Annotated in this window: 19 protein-coding genes; 2 read left to right on the top strand and 17 right to left on the bottom strand. The window is 66.3% G+C overall.

Features of this window, described 5'->3' with window-relative positions; translation table 11 throughout:
* Nucleotides 1-130: 130 nt before the first annotated feature.
* Together AB0M74_RS17565 and AB0M74_RS17560 are read right to left on the bottom strand one after the other, a co-directional pair.
* The gene (locus tag AB0M74_RS17565; RefSeq protein ID WP_366527296.1) at nt 131-859 is read right to left on the bottom strand and encodes a poly-gamma-glutamate hydrolase family protein; all 729 of its coding nucleotides are present in this window, start codon (nt 857-859) and stop codon (nt 131-133) included.
* Between the two features lie 82 nt (nt 860-941).
* On the bottom strand, nt 942-2,030 hold the full coding sequence (locus AB0M74_RS17560) for a winged helix DNA-binding domain-containing protein (protein ID WP_366527295.1): 1,089 nt from the start codon (nt 2,028-2,030) through the stop codon (nt 942-944).
* A 79-nt stretch (nt 2,031-2,109) separates the two neighbouring features.
* Between AB0M74_RS17560 and AB0M74_RS17555 the strand changes: the two genes are divergently transcribed.
* Nucleotides 2,110-2,394, top strand: a complete 285-nt coding sequence (locus AB0M74_RS17555) for a hypothetical protein (protein WP_366527294.1) — start codon at nt 2,110-2,112, stop codon at nt 2,392-2,394.
* Nucleotides 2,395-2,484: 90 nt separating this feature from the next.
* Here the strand turns inward: AB0M74_RS17555 and AB0M74_RS17550 are convergent, their stop codons facing one another.
* The 12 genes from AB0M74_RS17550 to AB0M74_RS17495 form a co-directional block, all read right to left on the bottom strand.
* Nucleotides 2,485-4,641 (bottom strand): glycogen debranching N-terminal domain-containing protein, encoded by a 2,157-nt coding sequence (locus tag AB0M74_RS17550; protein ID WP_366527293.1) that lies wholly within the window; start codon nt 4,639-4,641, stop codon nt 2,485-2,487.
* Complete coding sequence (locus AB0M74_RS17545) at nt 4,638-5,738, bottom strand: glycosyltransferase family 4 protein (protein ID WP_366527437.1); 1,101 nt, start codon at nt 5,736-5,738, stop codon at nt 4,638-4,640. Before AB0M74_RS17545 ends, AB0M74_RS17550 begins: the two co-directional genes overlap by 4 nt.
* An 89-nt stretch (nt 5,739-5,827) precedes the next feature.
* Nucleotides 5,828-5,998, bottom strand: coding sequence for a hypothetical protein (locus AB0M74_RS17540; RefSeq protein ID WP_366527292.1), 171 nt, complete (start codon nt 5,996-5,998; stop codon nt 5,828-5,830).
* Nucleotides 5,999-6,085: 87 nt separating this feature from the next.
* A complete protein-coding gene (locus tag AB0M74_RS17535) occupies nt 6,086-6,517 on the bottom strand; it encodes a carboxymuconolactone decarboxylase family protein (protein ID WP_366527436.1) in 432 nt (143 codons plus the stop codon).
* A gap of 92 nt (nt 6,518-6,609) precedes the next feature.
* The gene (locus tag AB0M74_RS17530) at nt 6,610-8,136 is read right to left on the bottom strand and encodes a substrate-binding domain-containing protein (RefSeq protein WP_366527291.1); all 1,527 of its coding nucleotides are present in this window, start codon (nt 8,134-8,136) and stop codon (nt 6,610-6,612) included.
* Nucleotides 8,137-8,334: 198 nt separating this feature from the next.
* Nucleotides 8,335-9,393 carry a PHP domain-containing protein gene (locus AB0M74_RS17525; protein WP_366527290.1) on the bottom strand — a complete coding sequence of 353 codons (1,059 nt, stop codon included), beginning with the start codon at nt 9,391-9,393 and terminating at the stop codon, nt 8,335-8,337.
* A gap of 6 nt (nt 9,394-9,399) precedes the next feature.
* Nucleotides 9,400-9,981: a dihydrofolate reductase family protein gene (locus AB0M74_RS17520; RefSeq protein WP_366527289.1), complete on the bottom strand. Its 582-nt coding sequence runs from the start codon at nt 9,979-9,981 to the stop codon at nt 9,400-9,402.
* A 57-nt stretch (nt 9,982-10,038) separates the two neighbouring features.
* A complete protein-coding gene (gene mutM / locus AB0M74_RS17515; RefSeq protein WP_366527288.1) occupies nt 10,039-10,905 on the bottom strand; it encodes a bifunctional DNA-formamidopyrimidine glycosylase/DNA-(apurinic or apyrimidinic site) lyase in 867 nt (288 codons plus the stop codon).
* A gap of 1 nt (nt 10,906) precedes the next feature.
* Nucleotides 10,907-11,629, bottom strand: coding sequence for a ribonuclease III (gene rnc / locus AB0M74_RS17510; protein ID WP_366527287.1), 723 nt, complete (start codon nt 11,627-11,629; stop codon nt 10,907-10,909).
* 22 nt (nt 11,630-11,651) lie between these two features.
* Complete coding sequence (gene rpmF / locus AB0M74_RS17505; protein WP_014987105.1) at nt 11,652-11,834, bottom strand: 50S ribosomal protein L32; 183 nt, start codon at nt 11,832-11,834, stop codon at nt 11,652-11,654.
* A gap of 62 nt (nt 11,835-11,896) precedes the next feature.
* Nucleotides 11,897-12,526, bottom strand: coding sequence for a DUF177 domain-containing protein (locus AB0M74_RS17500; RefSeq protein WP_366527286.1), 630 nt, complete (start codon nt 12,524-12,526; stop codon nt 11,897-11,899).
* A gap of 101 nt (nt 12,527-12,627) precedes the next feature.
* Nucleotides 12,628-13,374, bottom strand: a complete 747-nt coding sequence (locus tag AB0M74_RS17495; RefSeq protein WP_366527435.1) for a DivIVA domain-containing protein — start codon at nt 13,372-13,374, stop codon at nt 12,628-12,630.
* A 395-nt stretch (nt 13,375-13,769) separates the two neighbouring features.
* Here AB0M74_RS17495 and AB0M74_RS17490 point away from each other — a divergent pair, with 395 nt between their 5' ends.
* A complete protein-coding gene (locus tag AB0M74_RS17490; RefSeq protein ID WP_366527285.1) occupies nt 13,770-14,282 on the top strand; it encodes a GtrA family protein in 513 nt (170 codons plus the stop codon).
* Nucleotides 14,283-14,291: 9 nt separating this feature from the next.
* On the opposite strand, the gene coaD is transcribed toward AB0M74_RS17490, so the two are convergent.
* From coaD to AB0M74_RS17475, 3 genes are read right to left on the bottom strand one after another with little or no spacing between them, the layout of a single operon-like run.
* Nucleotides 14,292-14,777, bottom strand: a complete 486-nt coding sequence (gene coaD / locus AB0M74_RS17485) for a pantetheine-phosphate adenylyltransferase (protein ID WP_366527284.1) — start codon at nt 14,775-14,777, stop codon at nt 14,292-14,294.
* A 3-nt stretch (nt 14,778-14,780) separates the two neighbouring features.
* Nucleotides 14,781-15,356 (bottom strand): 16S rRNA (guanine(966)-N(2))-methyltransferase RsmD, encoded by a 576-nt coding sequence (gene rsmD, locus AB0M74_RS17480; RefSeq protein WP_366527283.1) that lies wholly within the window; start codon nt 15,354-15,356, stop codon nt 14,781-14,783.
* Entirely contained in the window at nt 15,353-18,757 is a 3,405-nt protein-coding gene (locus AB0M74_RS17475) for a pyruvate carboxylase (RefSeq protein WP_366527282.1), read from the bottom strand. Before AB0M74_RS17475 ends, rsmD begins: the two co-directional genes overlap by 4 nt.
* Between the last annotated feature and the right edge of the window lie 260 nt (nt 18,758-19,017).

Below are 19,017 nucleotides of genomic sequence, written 5' to 3'. Positions count from 1 at the left end.
GGAGTTGGACGGGGAACTACCCGGCGGCTGACCCGCTCCCAGCTCGACCGCGGGGGCTGCCTTCGTCCCTACCCGCGGACGAAGGCAGCCTTCCACTTTCCGGTCCGAACCAGGCCTCGGCAGGCCGTGGCTAGTTCGCCGGGACCGGTTCGGACGGCGCTATGTCGGCGGGCAGGACCGAGAGCACCGCATCGACGTAGCGGTAGAACGCCGGAGTGCGGTTGCTCGAATTCTCGATCCAGTCGAGATCGAGCTTGCCGTCACGGAAGAACTGACGCCGTTGGCCGGTGGACAGTTCCAGCTGCACGCCCTTACCCCGCTGATTGCGATTGGCGATGTTCTGCGGGGAGTCACCGTTGATCTTGTCCGGTGTCTCATCGGCCACCGCGAATCCGGCACGCTCCAATGCCGAACGCACCTTCTTCATCAGCGCGGTGTCGCGGCCACCGATATGGGTGATGGGAGACGAGTCGCGCATACCGTGCCAGGACACCGTGTAGGAGCTCTGCTCGACCACGCGCACACCGATGGGTTCGTCGAATCGGGTGGCGGTGATGTGCAGGTCGTCGTTGTCCTTCGGCTGGACCCCTTCAAAGGTGTAGCTGGTGCATTCACCCTTCTCCGCGGCGTATCGAGCCAGCTCCGAGGTACCTGCCTCGATCAAACCGCCGTGGATGGCGATGTGGGCTACCGGTGCGCCGACACCGGCCGGACCGATCGCGGTCCTGAGGTAGTCGATACCTTCTCGCTTGTGGGCCGCGAGCTCCGCGTAGTTGTTGTACCTATCGTCGGCAGACGCCGGGCCCGCACCTGCCAACAGCGCGACGGCGACGACCAGAACGATCATGACTCTGTTCACGAGAGCAGGCTAGTCATCCCTGGTCAAAGAGGAATCCCCAGCGCTGAAAGACACATGATCGTCGAGCCCCCAACCCCGCGGGTCAGGCGTCGATGACAACTGTGCCCGTCGCCTCCGGGACCACGAAGGTGAGCAGGTGTTCGGCTTCGGCGCGGACAGCCTGCTCGTCGGCGGCCGAGAGCGGATGCCACGGGGAGATGCGCACCGTGGTGTCCTCCAGCGCCCAGCGGCCATGGACGAAACCGTCGACGAGGTACATCGGGACGCCCCCGGACGCCTCCTTGGCGATCCGGCCGCGGTCTTCGTCGCTGATAATTCGGCGGCGGTCCTTGTGCCCGAGCAGTGCGTTGTCGAAGGCGGGCAGCAGGCGCACCGGGACAGTCAGATTCGGGTCGGCCAGCGGCGCGTCGGGCAGGTCGAACAGCTCCCTGCCCTGTTCGTCACGAAAGACGCGCAGGTTCGCACGCAGGCCGTCGACCACTCCGGCCAGCCGGGTGATGCCCGACCAGGCTTGGATATCCGCGACGCTCGCCGGACCGAAGCCCGCAAGGTAGCGCAGGACGAGAACCTCCCGCTGTGGTCGCGCGGACATCGGCACGCCCAGCCACTCCTCCGCGAGGCCGATGGTGACAGAACGGTTGCGCCATCGGCCCCACGCTCCGGTGTCCGGGCCGTGCACCAGTGGAACCATGAGCTCGACGGCCTCGGCGAGCCTACGGGTGTGCCGGCCCGGAAAGCGTTCGGCGAGGAGCAATCCCAGCTCGCCGCGGGTCAATGTCTGGCCGCCGAGCAGCTCGCGGCCCGCGGCGGCGAGCGCCTGGTGGTCGACGCCGTCGATCTCGTCACGGAAGTACGGCGCCCGCAACGCCGCGCTGACGACCGGTTGCACCGTCGGCCGCAGCCAGCGGAAGTCCTCGGCGGCGGCCAGGTGCACGGTACGCCGAATCATCCCAGAGCGCACCAGCTTCCGCTCGCGCAGCAGTCGTTCGAGATCGTCGGGCCGGAACCCCGCCAGCCGAGCCCACAGCCCGACATACGGCCAGTTCGGTTCCTGCCCTTGCACCGCGACCAGGTGTCGCACGAGCTCGAGCGGCGGGATCGACGCTCGCTCCACCAACAGCTGGCGCACCAACAGGGTTCGATTGAGCTCACGCGACGACAGTTCGGTCATCCCGCCATCCTGGCCGATGCCACCGACACCTCGGCACCCACAGCTGGACGGTTGATATATGCATACATATACTGCATGCGTGTTCGACCCCATCACCTTGACCATCGGCGCGGCGATCGCCGGAGCCGGCTGGGCGGTGGGTCGATTCGGCCGACGCGGCAAACCGGCTGCCGCACCGGCCCCGTGCGGCTGCGGCCACGACCTCGCCATGCACGACCCGCAAGAGGGCATCTGTCACGCGGAGAGCTCCCGCAAGAGCAGCTACGGTTTGCGTGAATGGGTTCGCTGCGGCTGCCGCCGGTATACGGGGCCGACTCCCATAGAGGACTACTTCACCCGGCCGATCCTGCCGCCCGCGGAGTAGACCCTCACCGTCGTCGCATCGACAGCTGCCGCGCCGGGCACACGCCACCGAACAACGAACATTGCGGCTGCGGGGTGCCCAGTGGCGGAATCAGCAGGTGACCACCTGCCAGCCGTCGGGCACCCGCGCCGAGATCACCTGCGTGCCCTCCGCCTCCAGATCGATGGTCACCGAACCAAGGCGCAGGTCGGTCAATGCGATCCGGCCCCACTCCGGCGGCAACTGTGGATGCAGGATGACAGTGCGGTCGGGCACCTTCGGATCGAGCCCGAGAAAGGAGCGCACCAGCAACAATGGCGCCGCACTCGCCCACGCCTGCGGGGAACACGAGGTCGGGTACGGCACCGGCACTGCGAACTGATCACGCGGAAAACCGCAGAACAGCTCGGGCAGTCGACCGCCGAAAGCCGATGCGGCATCGAGCAATCCGCCCGCGATGCGCGTTGCCAACTCCACCGCACCAGGGATCTGCCGGTACCTGAGCAGCCCGGCGACCGCGATCGCGGTGTCGTGCGGCCACACCGACCCGCAGTGGTAGCTCATCGGGTTGTAGGCGCCCATCGAGGACGACAGCGTGCGCAGTCCGAAACCGGTGTCCATGTCCGCACCGGACAACCGACGCACCAACTCGGCGGCGTGCTCGTCGGTGGCGATCCCGGCCCAGAGACAGTGCGCCACATTGCTTGTCAGTGCATCGACCTGACGCTTGCCGCCGTCCAGCGCCACCGCGTACCAGCCTCTGTCGGCCAGCCAGAATTGTTCGGCGAACTTGCCGCGCAGCTCCGCGGCCCGCTCGCGCAGCGGACCCGCGACGCGGACCTCGCCGAAGGCGTCGGCGAGCTCCGCCCGCGCGAGCAACGCGGCGTGCACATAGCCCTGCACCTCACACAGCGCGATCGGGGCCTCGGCGAGATGTCCCGCGGCATCGTTGATTCCGTCGAAGCTATCCTTCCAGCCCTGGTTGATCAGACCTCGATCGGTGGCCCTGCGGTACTCGACAAAACCGTCGCCGTCCCGATCGCCGTACTCGGTCATCCAGCCGACTGCGGCGTCGGCGGCGGGCAACAAGGCCTTGATCGCCTCGGGATCCGCACCCCACCGATGACATTCGGCGAGCAGCATCACAAAAAGTGGTGTGGCGTCGGCAGATCCGTAATACGTGTTGCCGCCGAGCGCCTGGCCGCTCGCCGGGCCGCGGCGCATCTCGTGCATGATCCGCCCGGGTTCCTCCTCGGTGAGCGGATCAACCTTCTGCCCCTGCAATTCGGCCAGCTGTTGCAGCGTACCCAGCGCCAGGTCGACCTCCAGCGGCAGCGACATCCATGCGGTCAACAAGCTGTCGCGACCGAACAGTGTCATGAACCAGGGGGCGCCCGCAGCGACGAACGGCCTGCTCTCGCCGTTCTCGTCGTGAATCTGCAAGGCACCGAGATCACTTTCCGAGCGCCGCAACACCTGGGAGAGCAGCGGGTCGTAGGCGGCGATCTTCGTCGCGGTATCGCGCCATGCCTCGATCTTGCGGCTCGGTGCGCTGAGCCCATGATGCTCACCCGGCGCCACCGGCGCTTGGACACGCTGGTTTCCCACGGTCGGCTGGGCGATGATCTCGGTCTGCCAGCTCTCCCCCGGTGGCACCACGATCCGCCAGACCAACGTGCCGGGCAGTACCGTGGGCTCGACGGTCGCGGACACCGAGAGCCCGCGCATCCTATCGATGTGATCGTGCAGCAGCAGTTCGCCTTCGGCCACCACTACGTCGGCTCTCCCGTGCCCGGCCCTACCTTCCTTGACCGCGAACAGATCGACGAAATCGGCGTCGACGTGTAGTTCCAACGTGACAGCCGTCGGTTCGCGGCCCATATTCTCCAGCGTCAGTATCTCGTGCATCCCGTCGGCGATGAGTCGCTCACGCACCACGAGCAGTGTGCTGTCGGCCAGCCCCGCCTGCGGCGGTCTTCGCAGCACGAACCGCGCCGCGAAAGCTTCCGGGCTCAGCACCGAAAGCGGTTCGGCGGACTTGCCGTCCACCAACAGCTCCCAGCGCGAAATGACGCGTGCGTCCCGGAAGAACAGACCGTGCGGCCGGCCCGGCTCGACATCGCCGAGCCGGTTCGACAGACAGAATGTCGCGCCCTCGACCAGCGTCACCGAACTGTCGCAGCCGCCGAGTCCGGTGGGCTCACCGGAGTTCAACGGTCGTGGACTCTGCGGCTCGGGGTTCGGCGCAGCGCTGGTCTCTGCTGTCATGCCAGTTCGCTCGCCGCAACCTGGACCGGAACAGTCTCATCGACCCAGCGGGCGGCTCGGGCCTTGCGCCCTTGCCGCAGCAGCCGGTGATAGACCTGCTCGTAGCCGCGACCGAGCGAGTCGGAGGCAAAGTTCGCCTCGACATGCGCCCGGCAGGCGGCCGGATCCAGCGCGCCCACCTGAGCGATCGCCGCGGGCAGCTCGGCAGGATCATCGCAGATCCGACCGGTTACGCCGTCGACGATCACCTCGTCGACCGCACCGCCGCGCAGTGCTACCACCGGGGTACCGCAGACCATCGCCTCGATCATCACCATGCCGAACGGCTCCTCCCAGCGGATGGGGAACAACAGACAACGGGCACCGGAGAGCAGTTTACGTTTGGCCGCCGCGTCGGCGAGCCCGAAAACATGATCCTGCGCGGTCAGCAGTGGTCGCACGACCTTCTCGAAGTACGCCTGCTCCGGCGGTTCACTGCACTTGCCCGCGAGCACCAGCGGAATACCGGCCGCGTGCGCCGCCTCGAGCGCGAGGTGGGGTGCTTTGCACTCGTTGAACCGACCGAGAAACAACGCGTAGTTTCCCTTGTCCACGCGGAACGGCCATTGGTCGACGTGCAGCGCGTTGTGTACGCGCCCAACCCAATTCAAGTCCGGCGCCAGTGCGCGCTGTCGGTCGCTGATCGCCACGAGCGCGACCTCGTCGCCGAGTTCGCGGTAGTACCGATAGGAATCGTCCTCGACAGGACCGTGCACCGTCACCACTGTCGGCAGTCCGAGCTTCTGGTACGCGGGCACATTGAGGGGTCCCGCGAAGGTGTGGTCGTGCACCACGTCGATGCCCGAGGTGGCGGCGATGTGCTCGATGGCCCTTCGCGACTTGAGGGCATGGACCACCTCCGGGAACGGCTCGCCGAGTCGCTCGGGCAGCGCTCGGTCCCACACCGGGACGAACTTGGCCTTGGTGCCCGGTTCACCTGCGCCGATCAGTGTCACATCGTGGCCGCGGGTGACCAGCGCATCGACCAGATCCGCGACCACCGCCTCGACACCGCCGTACGCCTTGGGCGGCACGTCGAAATACGGGGGGACAACCATCGCAATGCGGAATCGCTCGCCGACGTGATCGATCGACAGCAGATCCGAAGACGCAATCGGCGCCGAACTGGGCGCGAACAACCGTTGACTCATGACCATCCTTCCAAGCAACCGTTGGCACTCGCATCCACCCAGCACTCGGAGCGCTGGGCGCCGAACGTGGTGGCCGCCGCGGCGGAGGTGGAGACAATGCCTGCACCGCCGTCCATCAGGGCTTGGTTGGCCTGGTCGCGCCGGGGCGCGAACAGGGGGGCCGACACAGACGTACCTCATGATCAACTATTCAAACCAGGCAGTGGGCCTCAATTTCGGCGCGGCCGAGCAAGCGCTCGGCCGGGCTACCGGCCTCAGGGCAACTCGGGCTGCATGCGCAGCGGCACGCCGATCCGATTCCACAGGTTGATCATCGCGGTGACCGCTACCAGCCCGGCGCGCGCGCCCATCTCGAAGTGCTTCTCGACATCCGCCCAGATCTCATCGCTCACCCCGTGCTCACCGAGCTTGGTCACCGCCTCGGCATAGGCTAGCGCCGCCCGCTCCTGCTCGGTGTATAACGCCGATTCGCGCCAGGCGTCGAGCTGGAAGATGCGCTTCTCGGTTTCGCCTGCCAGGCGGGCATCGGTGGTGTGCATATCGATGCAGTACACGCAGCCGTTGATCTGCGAGCCGCGGATCTTCACCAACTCGCGGATCGTCGGATCCAACGGGCCGCGGCGGATCGCCGATTCTGCGGCAAACCAGGCGTGGTAGATCTCAGGGGCAACCTCGGCCACATTCATTCGTGCCACAGTGTTCGTCCTCTCCTAGGTGCTTGCTACTGCACCTTGAAGACGACGCAGCCGCCGCTGCTGTGACACGCGGGACCTTGCCGTCACACGTCCGGCTGGCATCGAGTCGGATCCGGCAGGTCACCGCAGGCCACATTGCCGTGCGCGGTCAGCACATTCCGCCCCGCCTCGTCGGTCAGATAGCGCCGGAAAGCGGCCGCCAGCGAATCGCCGGGCAATTCCCCATAGCTGTAGGCGAATTCGATGCCCCAGAACGGGTATGTGCGGTCGATCGCACTGTCACGGGACGGGGTGATGCCATTGATCGCCACGGTCGACACCCCCGCCCTCGCCGCCTCGGAGTACTCGCTATAGCCGATCGCGCCGCGCAGGTGCACGACGGCTTGCAGCATGTCCTTGGTGACCTGTACGTCGCAGTGTGCGGCACTCGGCGGCGGGATGTCCTCCAGCGCCTTGCAGCTCACGTGGGAGCGGATCACCTGTGGCTGGGTGAGCAGTCGCCGCTCGAAGGTATTCCTGGTCCCGGCACCGGGGATGCGATTGACGAGGACGATCGGCAGGTCCGGTCCGCCGACGTCGCGCCAGTTGGTGATCCGACCCTGGTAGATGTCCTCGATCTGTGCGGCCGACAGACTCCGGACACCCACGTCCTGGTGCACGACCATGGTGAATAGCGACATTCCGAGTTGTCGCTTGAGCAATGCCGCGTACCCCTCGCCCTTCGGCCCGTCGGTGATCGCCAGCAGATCGTGGTTGTCCTTGCCTTCCTCGATGAGCCGGTCGAGGCCGCGTTCGGTGCCCTCGAAGGCGAAGATGAATTCGGCGCCGGTGCAGCGCTTCCGGTACTGCGTCGCGGCGTCCTGAATGACCGGGGCGAACGCGGAAGATCCGACCAGCGTGAGCTTGCCCGCCGCACACTCCAACGGTGTCGGATCCGGCTCGACCGCGGCAACGACGAGCTGGACGACGATCACCAGCACCAGAAAAGCGGTGAGCGCCAGCATCACTCGGGACGCCCCCGTGCGACTCTGGGTCTCGGTGACCTTCCCGCCCTTGATACCCCCTTGCAGCACCGGCGCACGGTATTCCCCTGTCCCCTCTGAGCGCTGCAGGATGGCCAGGATCTTGTAGTGATCGCCGCGGTTCAACGACACCTTCGGCAGGTCGATCACGCCGATGTGCCCGATCGTGTCCTCCCGCACCGCGATTCCCGAGTCACGGTCCAAACTGTCGGCGAGGCCAGGCTCGCTCAACTCTGTCACGGCCATGCCGATGATCCGACGCTGCGGAAAATGCAGGTGCAGGCCGACTCGGCCGGCATCGGGCGCCTGATAGTCGCGGCTATCGATAGTCGTGGCACCGCTGTTCTCGATGCGGACCAGGACAACAGATAGATCTTTCAGCTCCGGACTCGAACCGTCCAGATCCGGGCGCAACTGCGGCAGCACCCCGGGGAACACCGATTCGATCTCACCGGTGACAGGCGTATCCATCTGGACGCGGTAGCCGAGCTGCCTGCGCCCCACGAAGACGAACTCCCACAGGAAAGCGCCGGCCGACAACAGGATTGCGATGATCGCCAGCACGATCTCGACCGGAAAGTCACCCACCAGAAAATCCACTCCCCAAGAGATCGTCGTACCAACCATTTTCGGGTGCGATCGGTGATCGGCCCATGGACGGCAGCACTATTCGACAACAGTTAACCCGGCGGCCATTCGCGTGCGTGGTCAGGGGTTGCGCAATCGAGCCGATCTACCGTGCCGGAAGGGCGCTGCGCCCTCAGCGATGCCGAACGCGGCAAGGTGTCACGCCGACTTGGTCCAGGCCAGCAGGTCAGCCAACGGCCAGGTATTGATAACTCGTTCCGCTACAACGCCATTCGCGATAGCACGCTCGCAGCCGTAGCCCTGCCAGTCCAGTTGGCCCGGCGCGTGCGCGTCGGTGTCGATGGAAAACTCGCAACCCATCTCGACTGCGAGCTGGATCAGCCGCGACGGCGGGTCGCGGCGTTCGGGGCGACTGTTGATCTCGACGGCGGTGCCGTAATGGCGGCAGGCCTCGAACACGACCTCCGCATCGAACGTCGACTCGGGACGGATACCGCGCGCCCCCTCGACAAGCCGGCCGGTGCAGTGCCCGAGCACGTCGACGTTCGGGTTGGCCACGGCATAGACCATCCGCTTGGTCATCATCTCACTGTCGGCACGCAGGTGCGAATGCACACTGGCGACAACGATATCGAGCTCGGCGAGCAGATCGGCGTCCTGGTCGAGGGCGCCGTCGTCGAGGATGTCCACCTCGATCCCGGTGAGAATGCGAAACGGCGCCAGCTGCTCATTCAGTTCCGCGACGACCTCCAGCTGGCGACACAGCCGGCCGGCCGAGAGCCCGTTGGCGACGGTCAGCCGCGGCGAATGGTCGGTGAGCGCACAGTATTCGTGGCCGAGGGCCGCCGCGACGCCCATCATCTCCGCGATCGGGCTGCCACCGTCGGACCAGTCGGAATGGGTGTGCAGATCACCGCGCAGCCTGGCCCGCAGCGGCTTGCCCGGCACGCCGATGGGCTGCGCGGCCGCACGCAGATCGAGCAGATACTGCGGTATCGCACCGGAACACGCCTGCTCGATCACGGCTGCGGTCTTCGGTCCGATACCGGCGATATCACGCCAGCTGTGCGCTGCCCGATGCGCGGACAGCTCGTCGGGAGTCAGCTGAGCCACCATGTCGGCAGCGCGCCGGTAAGCCTTCACTCGATGTGTCTCCGACCGCGAACGTTCCAGCCAGAAGCCGATCTCGCGCAGCGCCTCCACCGGACCCGGCACCTTACTCGGGTCCGATTCCGCGATCGGATGATGTTCTGCCACAGCGCTTTAGCGAATCCTGCTGTACTTCATGAAGGCCACCCCATCCTCGAACACCCGGCTGGTGATCATCCGGAATTTGGCCGCGTCGTCCAGCCGCGGACCGGAACCGAACAGCGACCGGCCCCGGCCGAGCACTATCGGGTACAGCTTGAGGAAGATCTGATCGATCTCCGGCAACAACACCTGGGCGAGCTCGCCACCGCCGCACAGCCAGATCCCGAGCCCATCCTCGCGTTTGAGCGCACGCACCTTCGCCAGCGGGTCGGTGGAGATCAGCTCCACTGCGGAATCGGGGCTCTCCGGCAAGGTCGTCGAGACCACGAACTGCCGCAGGTGCGCATACGGGCTCGAGGTACCGGTCCTGACACCGAAGTCATGGGTCTTACGTCCCATCAGCACCGTATCGAAGTAGCGGTTGCGCTTGTCGGTGCCTAGGGCCTCGCGCACCTTCGTCGGCAGCGTTTCCGGATACTGCGCGATGATCGCCGGACCGTGATCTCCTCCCACCGGGAAGAAATCGACCGAGCCGTCCTCGGTGGCGATGAATCCATCGATGGTCGAGGCGACGTAGTAGGTGAGCTTCCGCATATGTCCTTCCTACACGGCCGGCGTGACTCCCGACCGCCTAGAAAGAACGGTAGCTCGCTAGCGTGTCGGGGGGCGAGGCTTCGGCTGGCAGCGGGGGCAGGAATAGGACGAGCGATTCATGAAACGCTCGCGCCGGATCGGCGCGCCGCAGCGGCGGCAGGGTTCGTCCTCGCGGCCATAAACGGCCAGCGATCGCTCGAAGTAGCCGGATTGACCGTTCACGTTCACATACAGTGCGTCGAATGAGGTCCCGCCCGCGGCGAGCGCCTCACCCATTACGCCGCCGACCTCGGTGAGTAGGGTGCGCAGGGCGGCTCTGGTCAGGCCCGAGGCCGGCCTGTTGCCGTGTATCTTCGCTCGCCACAGGGATTCGTCGGCATAGATGTTGCCAATACCGGAAACCACGGACTGGTCGAGCAACAGCCGTTTGATCTCGCTTTTTTTGGCGTGCAGCGTGGACACCACGGACTCGGAGTCGAAGAGCGGATCCAGCGGGTCGCGAGCGATGTGCGCAACGGGCTCCGGCAGCAGGGTGCCCTCGACTGTGACCAGCGGTGCAAGAGCCCAGCCGCCGAAGGTGCGTTGATCGACGAAGCGCAACTGGGTGCCGTCATCGAGGGTGGCGAGGATGTGGGCGTGTTTCTCCACCGGAGTATCGGCGGGCTGCACCAGCATCTGCCCGCTCATCCCGAGGTGCACGACCAATGCGGTATCGGGATCGTCGAAGGTGAGCCACAGGTATTTGCCGCGGCGCTCTGCCGCGGCTACGCGCAACCCGGTCATCCTTGCCGCCAGATCGGCGGCACCCTCGAGGTGCCTGCGCACCGAACGGGGGTGGGTCACCGTCACCGATTCGACGACGTGACCGACCACGTGCTCGGCGAGTCCACGCCGGACGACCTCGACCTCGGGGAGTTCGGGCACGTCAGGCTTCGGCGGTCAGTGCCTGGTAGGCGGCGCCTGCGGCCTTCTGCTCCGCTTCCTTCTTGGATCGGCCGATGCCGGAACCGTACGGGCGGCCGCCGATCACCGTGGTCGCGGTGAATTCCTTGTCGTGGTCGGGGCCCGTCGAAGTGATCTCGTAGCTGGGCACGCCGAGGCCACGTTCGGCGGTGAGCTCCTGCAGGCTGGTCTTCCAGTCGAGGCCCGCCCCCATTCGGGGACCACGCTCGAGCAGGTCGGCGAACAGCCGCAGCACCACCTCGCGCGCCACATCGATGCCGTGCTCGAGATGCACCGCGCCGAGCAGCGACTCCATGCCGTCGGCGAGAATGCTCGGCTTGTCCCGGCCGCCGGTGAGCTCTTCGCCCTTACCGAGCAGCAAGTGCGCGCCGAGGCCACCTTCGCCCAGCCCGCGCGCCACCTCGGCGAGTGCGTGCATGTTCACCACGCTCGCCCGCAGCTTGGCCAGTTCGCCCTCGGACTTGTCCGGATGCTCGTGGTACAGCCGCTCGGTGATGCTCAGGCCGAGGACCGAGTCGCCGAGGAATTCCAGGCGCTCATTGGTCGGCAGCCCACCGTTTTCATAGGCATAGGACCGGTGAGTCAGCGCGAGGCGCAACAAATCCGGCTGCACGCCGACGCCGAGCGCGGCGAGCAGCCGGTCATGATCACCGGAGGGGCCCGGTTCGTCCTTACTGACGGTCACGTCGATACGACAGGTCGAACGATCAGACAGCAGCGGTGACCTGGCGGCCCTTGTACGTGCCGCAGGAGGGGCACGCGATGTGCGGCAGGGTCTTCTCGCCGCAGGCGCGGTTCGGGCACGTGATCAGGGTCGGCGCAGTGGCCTTCCACTGACTGCGCCGCGACCTGGTGTTGGAACGGGACATCCGGCGCTTGGGAACGGCCACGACTACTTCTCCTCTTGTCTTATTGCTTGCCAGTTCACAGATCGGTCTTGCTGATCCGGGTCTTAATGATCGGGGTCGGCGGCACCCGAATCGGGGCTGCCACTGCCGGGCGACTCGGTGGCGAACTTCGCCAACCCGGCCCAGCGAGGGTCAAGTATCTCATGCCCATGGCCGGAACCCGCAATCGCCATCCGTACACCGCATTCCGGGCACAGTCCTGCACAGTCCGGCGAGCACAACGGCTGCAACGGAAGCTCGAGACCGATGGCGTCGATGATCACCGGCTCCAGGTCGATCGTGTCGTCGATCAGACGGTGGATCTCGTCGTCCTCGGTGGTCTGCTCGGTCGTACTGTCCGGGTAGGCGAACAGCTCGGTCAGGTTGAGCTCGACCTCACCGGTGAACGGCTCCAGACAGCGCGTGCACTCCCCCGCCGTCGACGCCGCCACCGTTCCGGTGACCAGCACACCCTCGGACACCGCCTGCAGCTGCAGGTCGAGTTCGACATCGGAACCTGCCGGTATGGCGATCAGGTCCAGCCCGATTCGATCCTTCGTGGTGACGATGCGATGGAACTCCTGCATCGTTCCTGGGCGACGGCCCAGGCTGCGAGTATCCAGCACGAAGAACGCGTCCGGATTGCGGCGCGCAGCCGCATGGGGACGCGAGGCAGAACCGGAACCGGCGGACATCACGAAACTCACTCACACTCGAAGGAAACGGGCAACCACTCCACAGTACGCGAGGGGTCACCCGAAGCCCAAAACGCCACCGCCGTCCCGCCGATAGGCGGCTAGCGGCGATAGTCCCCCGCATAGTCCGGCGCACCCGCACCGGAACGCAGCTGGTGACGCCCACGGCCGACGGTACGCAGCGCGTTGTCGAGGGTCTCCTCGAACTCGGCAAGCTTGTTGTCGACGTAGTGGTCACACTCGTCGCGCATCCGGTCGGCCTCGGCGTGCGCCGCGTCGATCACGCGCGCCGACTCGGCGTGCGCGGCCCGCACCACCTCGGTCTGCCCGACAAGGCGGTCCCGCTCGGCCTGCCCCTCCGCGACCGACCGGTCATAGGAAGCCTGGCCCGCCTCGGCCATGCGCTCGGATTCCACGCGAGCCCGGCCGGTGACGGCCTCGAATTCGGCATTGCCGTCGGCGACGACGCGGTCGGCCTCGGCCTGAGCCGTGCTGACCAGATGATCGGCGTGCGCGCTCGCCTCGGCCACCATGCGATCGGCATGCGCCTTGGCCTCGGCGAGGATCCGATCGGCCTCCTCGCGCGCGGATTCGATAGTCTCGCGGGCCTGCTCATCGGCACTTGTCACCGTTGTCTCGGCGGCCGAGCGGGCGTCCGAGACGATCTTGTCGCGATGATCGAGCACGTCCTGGGCGTCGTCGAGTTCGCCGGGCAGCGCGTCACGCACGTCATCCAGCAGCTCGAGCACGTCACCGCGCGGCACAATGCAGCTGCGGGTCGGCGGGATGCCGCGCGCCTCCTCGACGATGGCGACCAGCTCGTCGAGTGCTTCGAATACGCGATACATGCTCACTACCCCACTCTCCTGCGGACTACGGCGAACTTTCTCACCGAGGCCCAGTGTGCCCCTCGTCACCGTAAGTGCCGAGCCATCCTCCGGTGTGTCGCGCCAGTGTCTCGCACGCCACAAAATCAAGTGGAGGATCTACCTCCACTTGGTGTTACATTTATCCAGAAGGTCGGAACAAGATCTTCATAAGCGAATCCCAGGCCCCCACCGGGACAGTGGGACAGGAGGACGCCCCAGGGTGGACATCCGAGAGCCGATGATTGACACGTTCCGATTGTTCAGTACATACTGAACAGGCAGTAACGAAGGAACTTGCTAGAGAAGTCGGCGGGAAGGAAAGCGATGACCATCGCTGTTGTCCCCACCAAAGGCTCTGTTCGATCGGAAAGACAATGACTGTTCTGGAAATCCCGCGACCGGCGGCCGCCAGCATCTACACCCCCTGGGCTGGCCCGTACCCGGTGTTGCGGTCGGCAGCATCGGTTGCCCCCCGGTTCGAACAGCTCATGCAGTACCTGCGCGGCGACCGGCCCTTCGCCCAGCTGATCCGTTTCGCCCTGGTCGGCGGATCGAGCAATATCGCCTACGTCCTGCTGTTCTTCGCGATGCACGGCATCGGCCCCCTGATCGCCAACGTGGTCGGGTCGATCGTCAGCACAATCATCGCCAACGAGCTGCACCGTCAGCTCACCTTCCACGCGTCCGGCCGGGTCGGCTGGTTCACCGCGCAGTGGGAAGGTGGCGGCCTGGCGCTGATCGGCCTCGGCATCACCACCGCGGGTCTTGCGGCCCTCGATGTCTGGACACCCGGCATCGGTGGAGCCGCGGAAGCCGGCGCCATCCTCGGAATCACTGCGGTAGTCGGCGGAATGCGCTTCCTGGCGCTGCGCGGTTTGGTCTTCTAGACAGACGAGTCAGCTGCGCTGCTCGGCGAGGCGGTCCAGGAGACGCTTGTGGACCGAAGGCGGAAGCATGTCGGTGACATCGCCACCGAAGGTCGCGACCTCCTTGACCAGGGAGCTGGACAGGTAGCTGAACGACGGGTTGGTGGCGATGAAGAAGGTGTCGACTCCGGAGAGCTTCTTGTTCATCTGCGCCATCTGCAGCTCGTAGCCGAAGTCACCCGCGTCACGCAGACCCTTGACGATCGCGGAGATGCCCTGCTCCCGCGCGAAATCGACCAGCAGGCCAAACCACGACTCCACTCGAATGTTGGGCAGGTGGGCGGTGGCCTCGCGCAGCATCTCCATGCGTTCCTCGACGCTGAACATGCCCTTCTTGCTCTTGTTGATCATGACGGTCACCACGACCTCGTCGAACTGGGCCGAGGCCCGATTGAAGACGTCGATGTGTCCATTGGTCACCGGGTCGAACGAGCCCGGGCACAACGCTCCTGCCATAGCTCAAACGCTAGCAGGCGGGCCGTCGACGAATTCCGCGAGCTCGATCCTGGTCTCGCCGTACTTGCGCACCTTCATCGGGACATACCCTGCGGGCCAATCGATCTCGGGCGAGCGAACGGAGCGTTCCACCACGACCAGCGCGCCGGGCGCGAGCCAGCCGCGTTCGGCGAGGGCACGGACGTCGTCGCTCACCGCGGCAGTGTCCACGTCATACGGCGGATCCGACAGCACCAGGTCGTAGTCACCGGCACCTACGTGCGTCAAGACGGCCGTGACCGCGCCGACGCGCAGTTCCGCGCCGGGCAGGCCGAGGTCGGCGATATTGCCGCGCACGATCGCCGCGGCCTTGCGGTCGGATTCGATCAGCAGCGCATGCCGTGCGCCACGCGACAGCGCCTCGAGGCCGAGCGCGCCCGAACCCGCGTAGAGATCGAGCACGCGCGCGCCGTCGAAGTCCATCCTGGCCTCGAGCACGCTGAACAGTGCCTCGCGCACCCTGTCGGAGGTGGGCCTCGTGCCTGCGGGCGGCACCCGCAGCCGCCGCCCGCCCGCTGTTCCCGCGACGATCCGGGTCATTCGCCCGCGGACTCGCGCACGACCAACTCGACCAGCAGATCGCCGCCCTCGACCTGCTGCACTCGGCCGATCGCGACTCGGCCGACCGTGCCTGCGCGCGGCGCGGTGATCGCGGCCTCCATCTTCATCGCCTCGATGGTGCCGATGGTGTCACCCGCGCCGATCGAATCACCTTCCGACACAGCCAGAGTCACCACACCCGCGAACGGAGCGGCGATATGGCCAGGATTGTTCTTATCCGCCTTCTCCGCGGCCGGGATCTCGCTGGCGATCGACCGGTCACGGACCGCGACCGGACGCAGCTGACCGTTGAGGATGCACATCACCGTGCGCATACCGCGCTCGTCGGGCTCGGAGATCGCCTCCAGACCGATGAGCAGGGTCACGCCCTTCTCCAACTGCACCCGATGCTCGTCGCCGCGGCGCAGTCCGTAGAAGAACTGGTTGGCCGACAGCCCGGAGGTGTCGCCGTACTGCTCACGGTGTGCGAGGAATTCGGCCGTGGGGCCAGGGAACAGCAGCCGGTTCAGCGTGTCCCTTCGCTCCTGCGACGAACCGGCGAGCCCGGCCTCGTCCTCGGCCGTCAGCGGGGTCTCCGGTTTCGCAGGTCCCCGACCTGCCAGTGCCCTGCTGCGGAACGGTTCCGGCCAGCCGCCTGCCGGCGTGCCGAGTTCCCCACGCAGGAAGCCGATGACCGAATCGGGAATGTCGTAGCGGCCAGGGTCGGTCGCGAAGTCGTCGATGTCGACGTCGGTGCCGACCAGAGCGAGCGCGAGATCGCCGACCACCTTCGACGAAGGAGTCACCTTCACCAGGCGACCGAGCAGCCGATCTGCCGCCGCGTACTTCGCTTCGACCTCTTCGAACCGGTCACCCAACCCGAGCGCGATGGCCTGCTGACGCAGGTTCGACAACTGACCGCCGGGGATCTCGTGGGTGTAGACGCGACCGGTCGGGGCGGGCAGCCCGGACTCGAAGGGCGCGTATACCTTTCGCAGTGCCTCCCAGAACGGCTCCAGATCGCAGACGTTCTGCAGGTTCAGCCCGGTGTCGTACTCACTGTGCGCGGCAGCGGCGACGATCGCCGACAGCGCGGGCTGGCTGGTGGTGCCCGCCATCGCGGCACTGGCCCCGTCGACCGCGTCGGCGCCCGCCTGCCAGGCGGCGAGATAGGTGGCCAGCTGGCCGCCAGGAGTGTCATGGGTATGTACGTGGACCGGCAGGTCGAAGTTGCGACGCAACGCGGTCACCAGGGTGGCGGCAGCGGGGGCGCGCAGCAGACCGGCCATGTCCTTGATGGCGAGGACATGTGCCCCCGCGTCCACCATCTGCTCGGCCAGCTTGAGGTAATAGTCGAGGGTGTAGATGGTCTCGTCCGGGTTGGACAGGTCACCTGTGTAGCTCATCGCGACTTCCGCAATGGCGGTACCGGTTTCGCGCACCGCATCGATGGCGGGCCGCATCTGGTCGACATTGTTGAGCGCGTCGAAGATGCGGAAGATATCGATGCCGGTCGCGGTGGCCTCGGACACGAATGCGCGAGTCACCCGCTCAGGGTAGGGCGTGTAGCCGACGGTGTTGCGGCCACGCAGCAGCATCTGCAGGCAGATGTTGGGTACAGCCTCGCGCAGTGCGGCCAGCCGCTCCCACGGATCCTCGTACAGGAAACGAAGCGCCACATCATAAGTCGCGCCGCCCCAGGCCTCGATGGACAGCAACTCAGGTGTCATCCGCGCGACATGTCCCGCGACGGCAAGCAGGCCGTTGGTCCGAACACGGGTAGCCAGCAACGACTGGTGCGCGTCGCGGAAGGTGGTGTCGGTGACGCCGACGGCCTTCTGTTCGCGCAGTGCCCGCGCGAATCCCTCGGGGCCGAGGCTCAGCAGCCGCTGGCGTGAACCCGGAGGCGGCAGCACCGTCAGATCGAGCGCGGGCAGCTTGTCATGCGGATACACCGTCGTCGGTCGCTCGCCGTGCGGCTTGTTCACGGTGACATCGGCCAGATAGGTGAGGATCTTGGTGCCGCGGTCGGCCGACCCACGCAGTGTGAGCAGCTGCGGGCGCTCCTCGATGAACGAGGTGGTGACCCGGCCCGCGCGGAAATCGGGATCGTCGAGCACCGCCTGCAGAAACGGAATATTGGTTGCCACGCCGCGGATTCGGAACTCGGCCACCGCACGACGAGCCCGCGCGATCGCGGTCTCGAAATCGCGGCCTCGACAGGTGAGTTTCACCAGCATGGAATCGAAGTGGGCACCGACCTCGGCGCCCAGGTTCGCACCACCGTCCAGGCGAATTCCCGCGCCACCGGGGGTGCGGTAGGCGGTAATGCGGCCGGTGTCCGGACGGAAACCGTTGGCCGGGTCCTCGGTGGTGATACGGCACTGCAGTGCCGCGCCGCGGATCTGCACGGTCTCCTGACTCAGACCGAGCTGCTCGAGGGTCTCGCCCGCCGCGATACGCAGCTGCGACTGCACCAAGTCCACATCGGTGATCTCCTCGGTCACTGTGTGTTCGACCTGAATACGCGGGTTCATTTCGATGAAGACATGATGGCCACGCTCGTCGAGCAGGAACTCGACAGTGCCCGCGCAGCTATAACCGATCTGCCGAGCGAAGGCGACCGCGTCGGCGCAGATCTTTTCGCGCAGTGCGGGATCCAGGTTCGGCGCGGGCGCGAGCTCGATCACCTTCTGGTGCCGCCGCTGCAGCGAACAGTCCCGCTCGAACAGGTGCATCACGTTGCCGTGCTGGTCGGCGAGGATCTGCACCTCGATGTGACGCGGGTTCACCACGGCCTGCTCGAGGAACACCGTCGGATCACCGAATGCCGACTCGGCCTCCCGCGAGGCCGCCTCGATCGACTCACGCAGGTACTCAGGGGCGGCGACACGGCGCATGCCACGACCACCACCACCGGCGACGGCCTTCACGAAGATCGGATAGTCCAGCTGCTCCGAGGCCGCGACCAGCGCCTCGACATCCGCCGACGGCTCACTGGAGCGCAGCACCGGCAGCCCGGCAGCCTTCGCCGCCGCGATGGCGCGCGCCTTGTTGCCCGCCAGCTCCAGCACCTGCGCCGAAGGACCGATGAAGGTGATGCCCTCGCGCGCACAGGCGGCAGCCAGGTCAGGGTTCTCCGACAGGAAGCCGTAGCCGGGATAGATCGCGTCGGCGCCCGCCGACTTGGCGGCCTCGATAATGGCCTCGATGGAGAGATACGCGCGGACCGGGTGACCCTCTTCACCGATCTGGTAAGACTCGGCTGCCTTCAACCGGTGGACCGAATTGCGGTCCTCGTAGGGAAAAACCGCGACGGTTCCGATGCCGAGCTCATAGGCCGCGCGGAAGGCCCGGATCGCGATTTCACCGCGGTTGGCAACCAAGACTTTCGAGAACATTGGCCTAAGGTACCCGGCGCCGACAATACTTCTGACACAGAAGGCCCCTTCGCATGGTTCTTCACAACGAGACCTAGCAAGGTTGCGAAGTTGCGGTAATGCTGTGTTCATTTTGCAGCGCCTGCGGCGCTGCGGGTTCGCGGCCCCTTTGGTCTCGCTTCCGAGCCGTCGAGACTCGCGCCTTCGGCGCGTGCGCTTCGACGGCTCGGAACCTACCCGCCCGGTCGATCGTCCCGTCGCCGATCGCCTGGGCGCACCGC

This window comes from Nocardia sp. NPDC051463, from assembly GCF_040681975.1.
Taxonomy (GTDB): Bacteria; Actinomycetota; Actinomycetes; order Mycobacteriales; family Mycobacteriaceae; genus Nocardia.
This window is presented reverse-complemented; position numbering and strand designations above follow the sequence as displayed.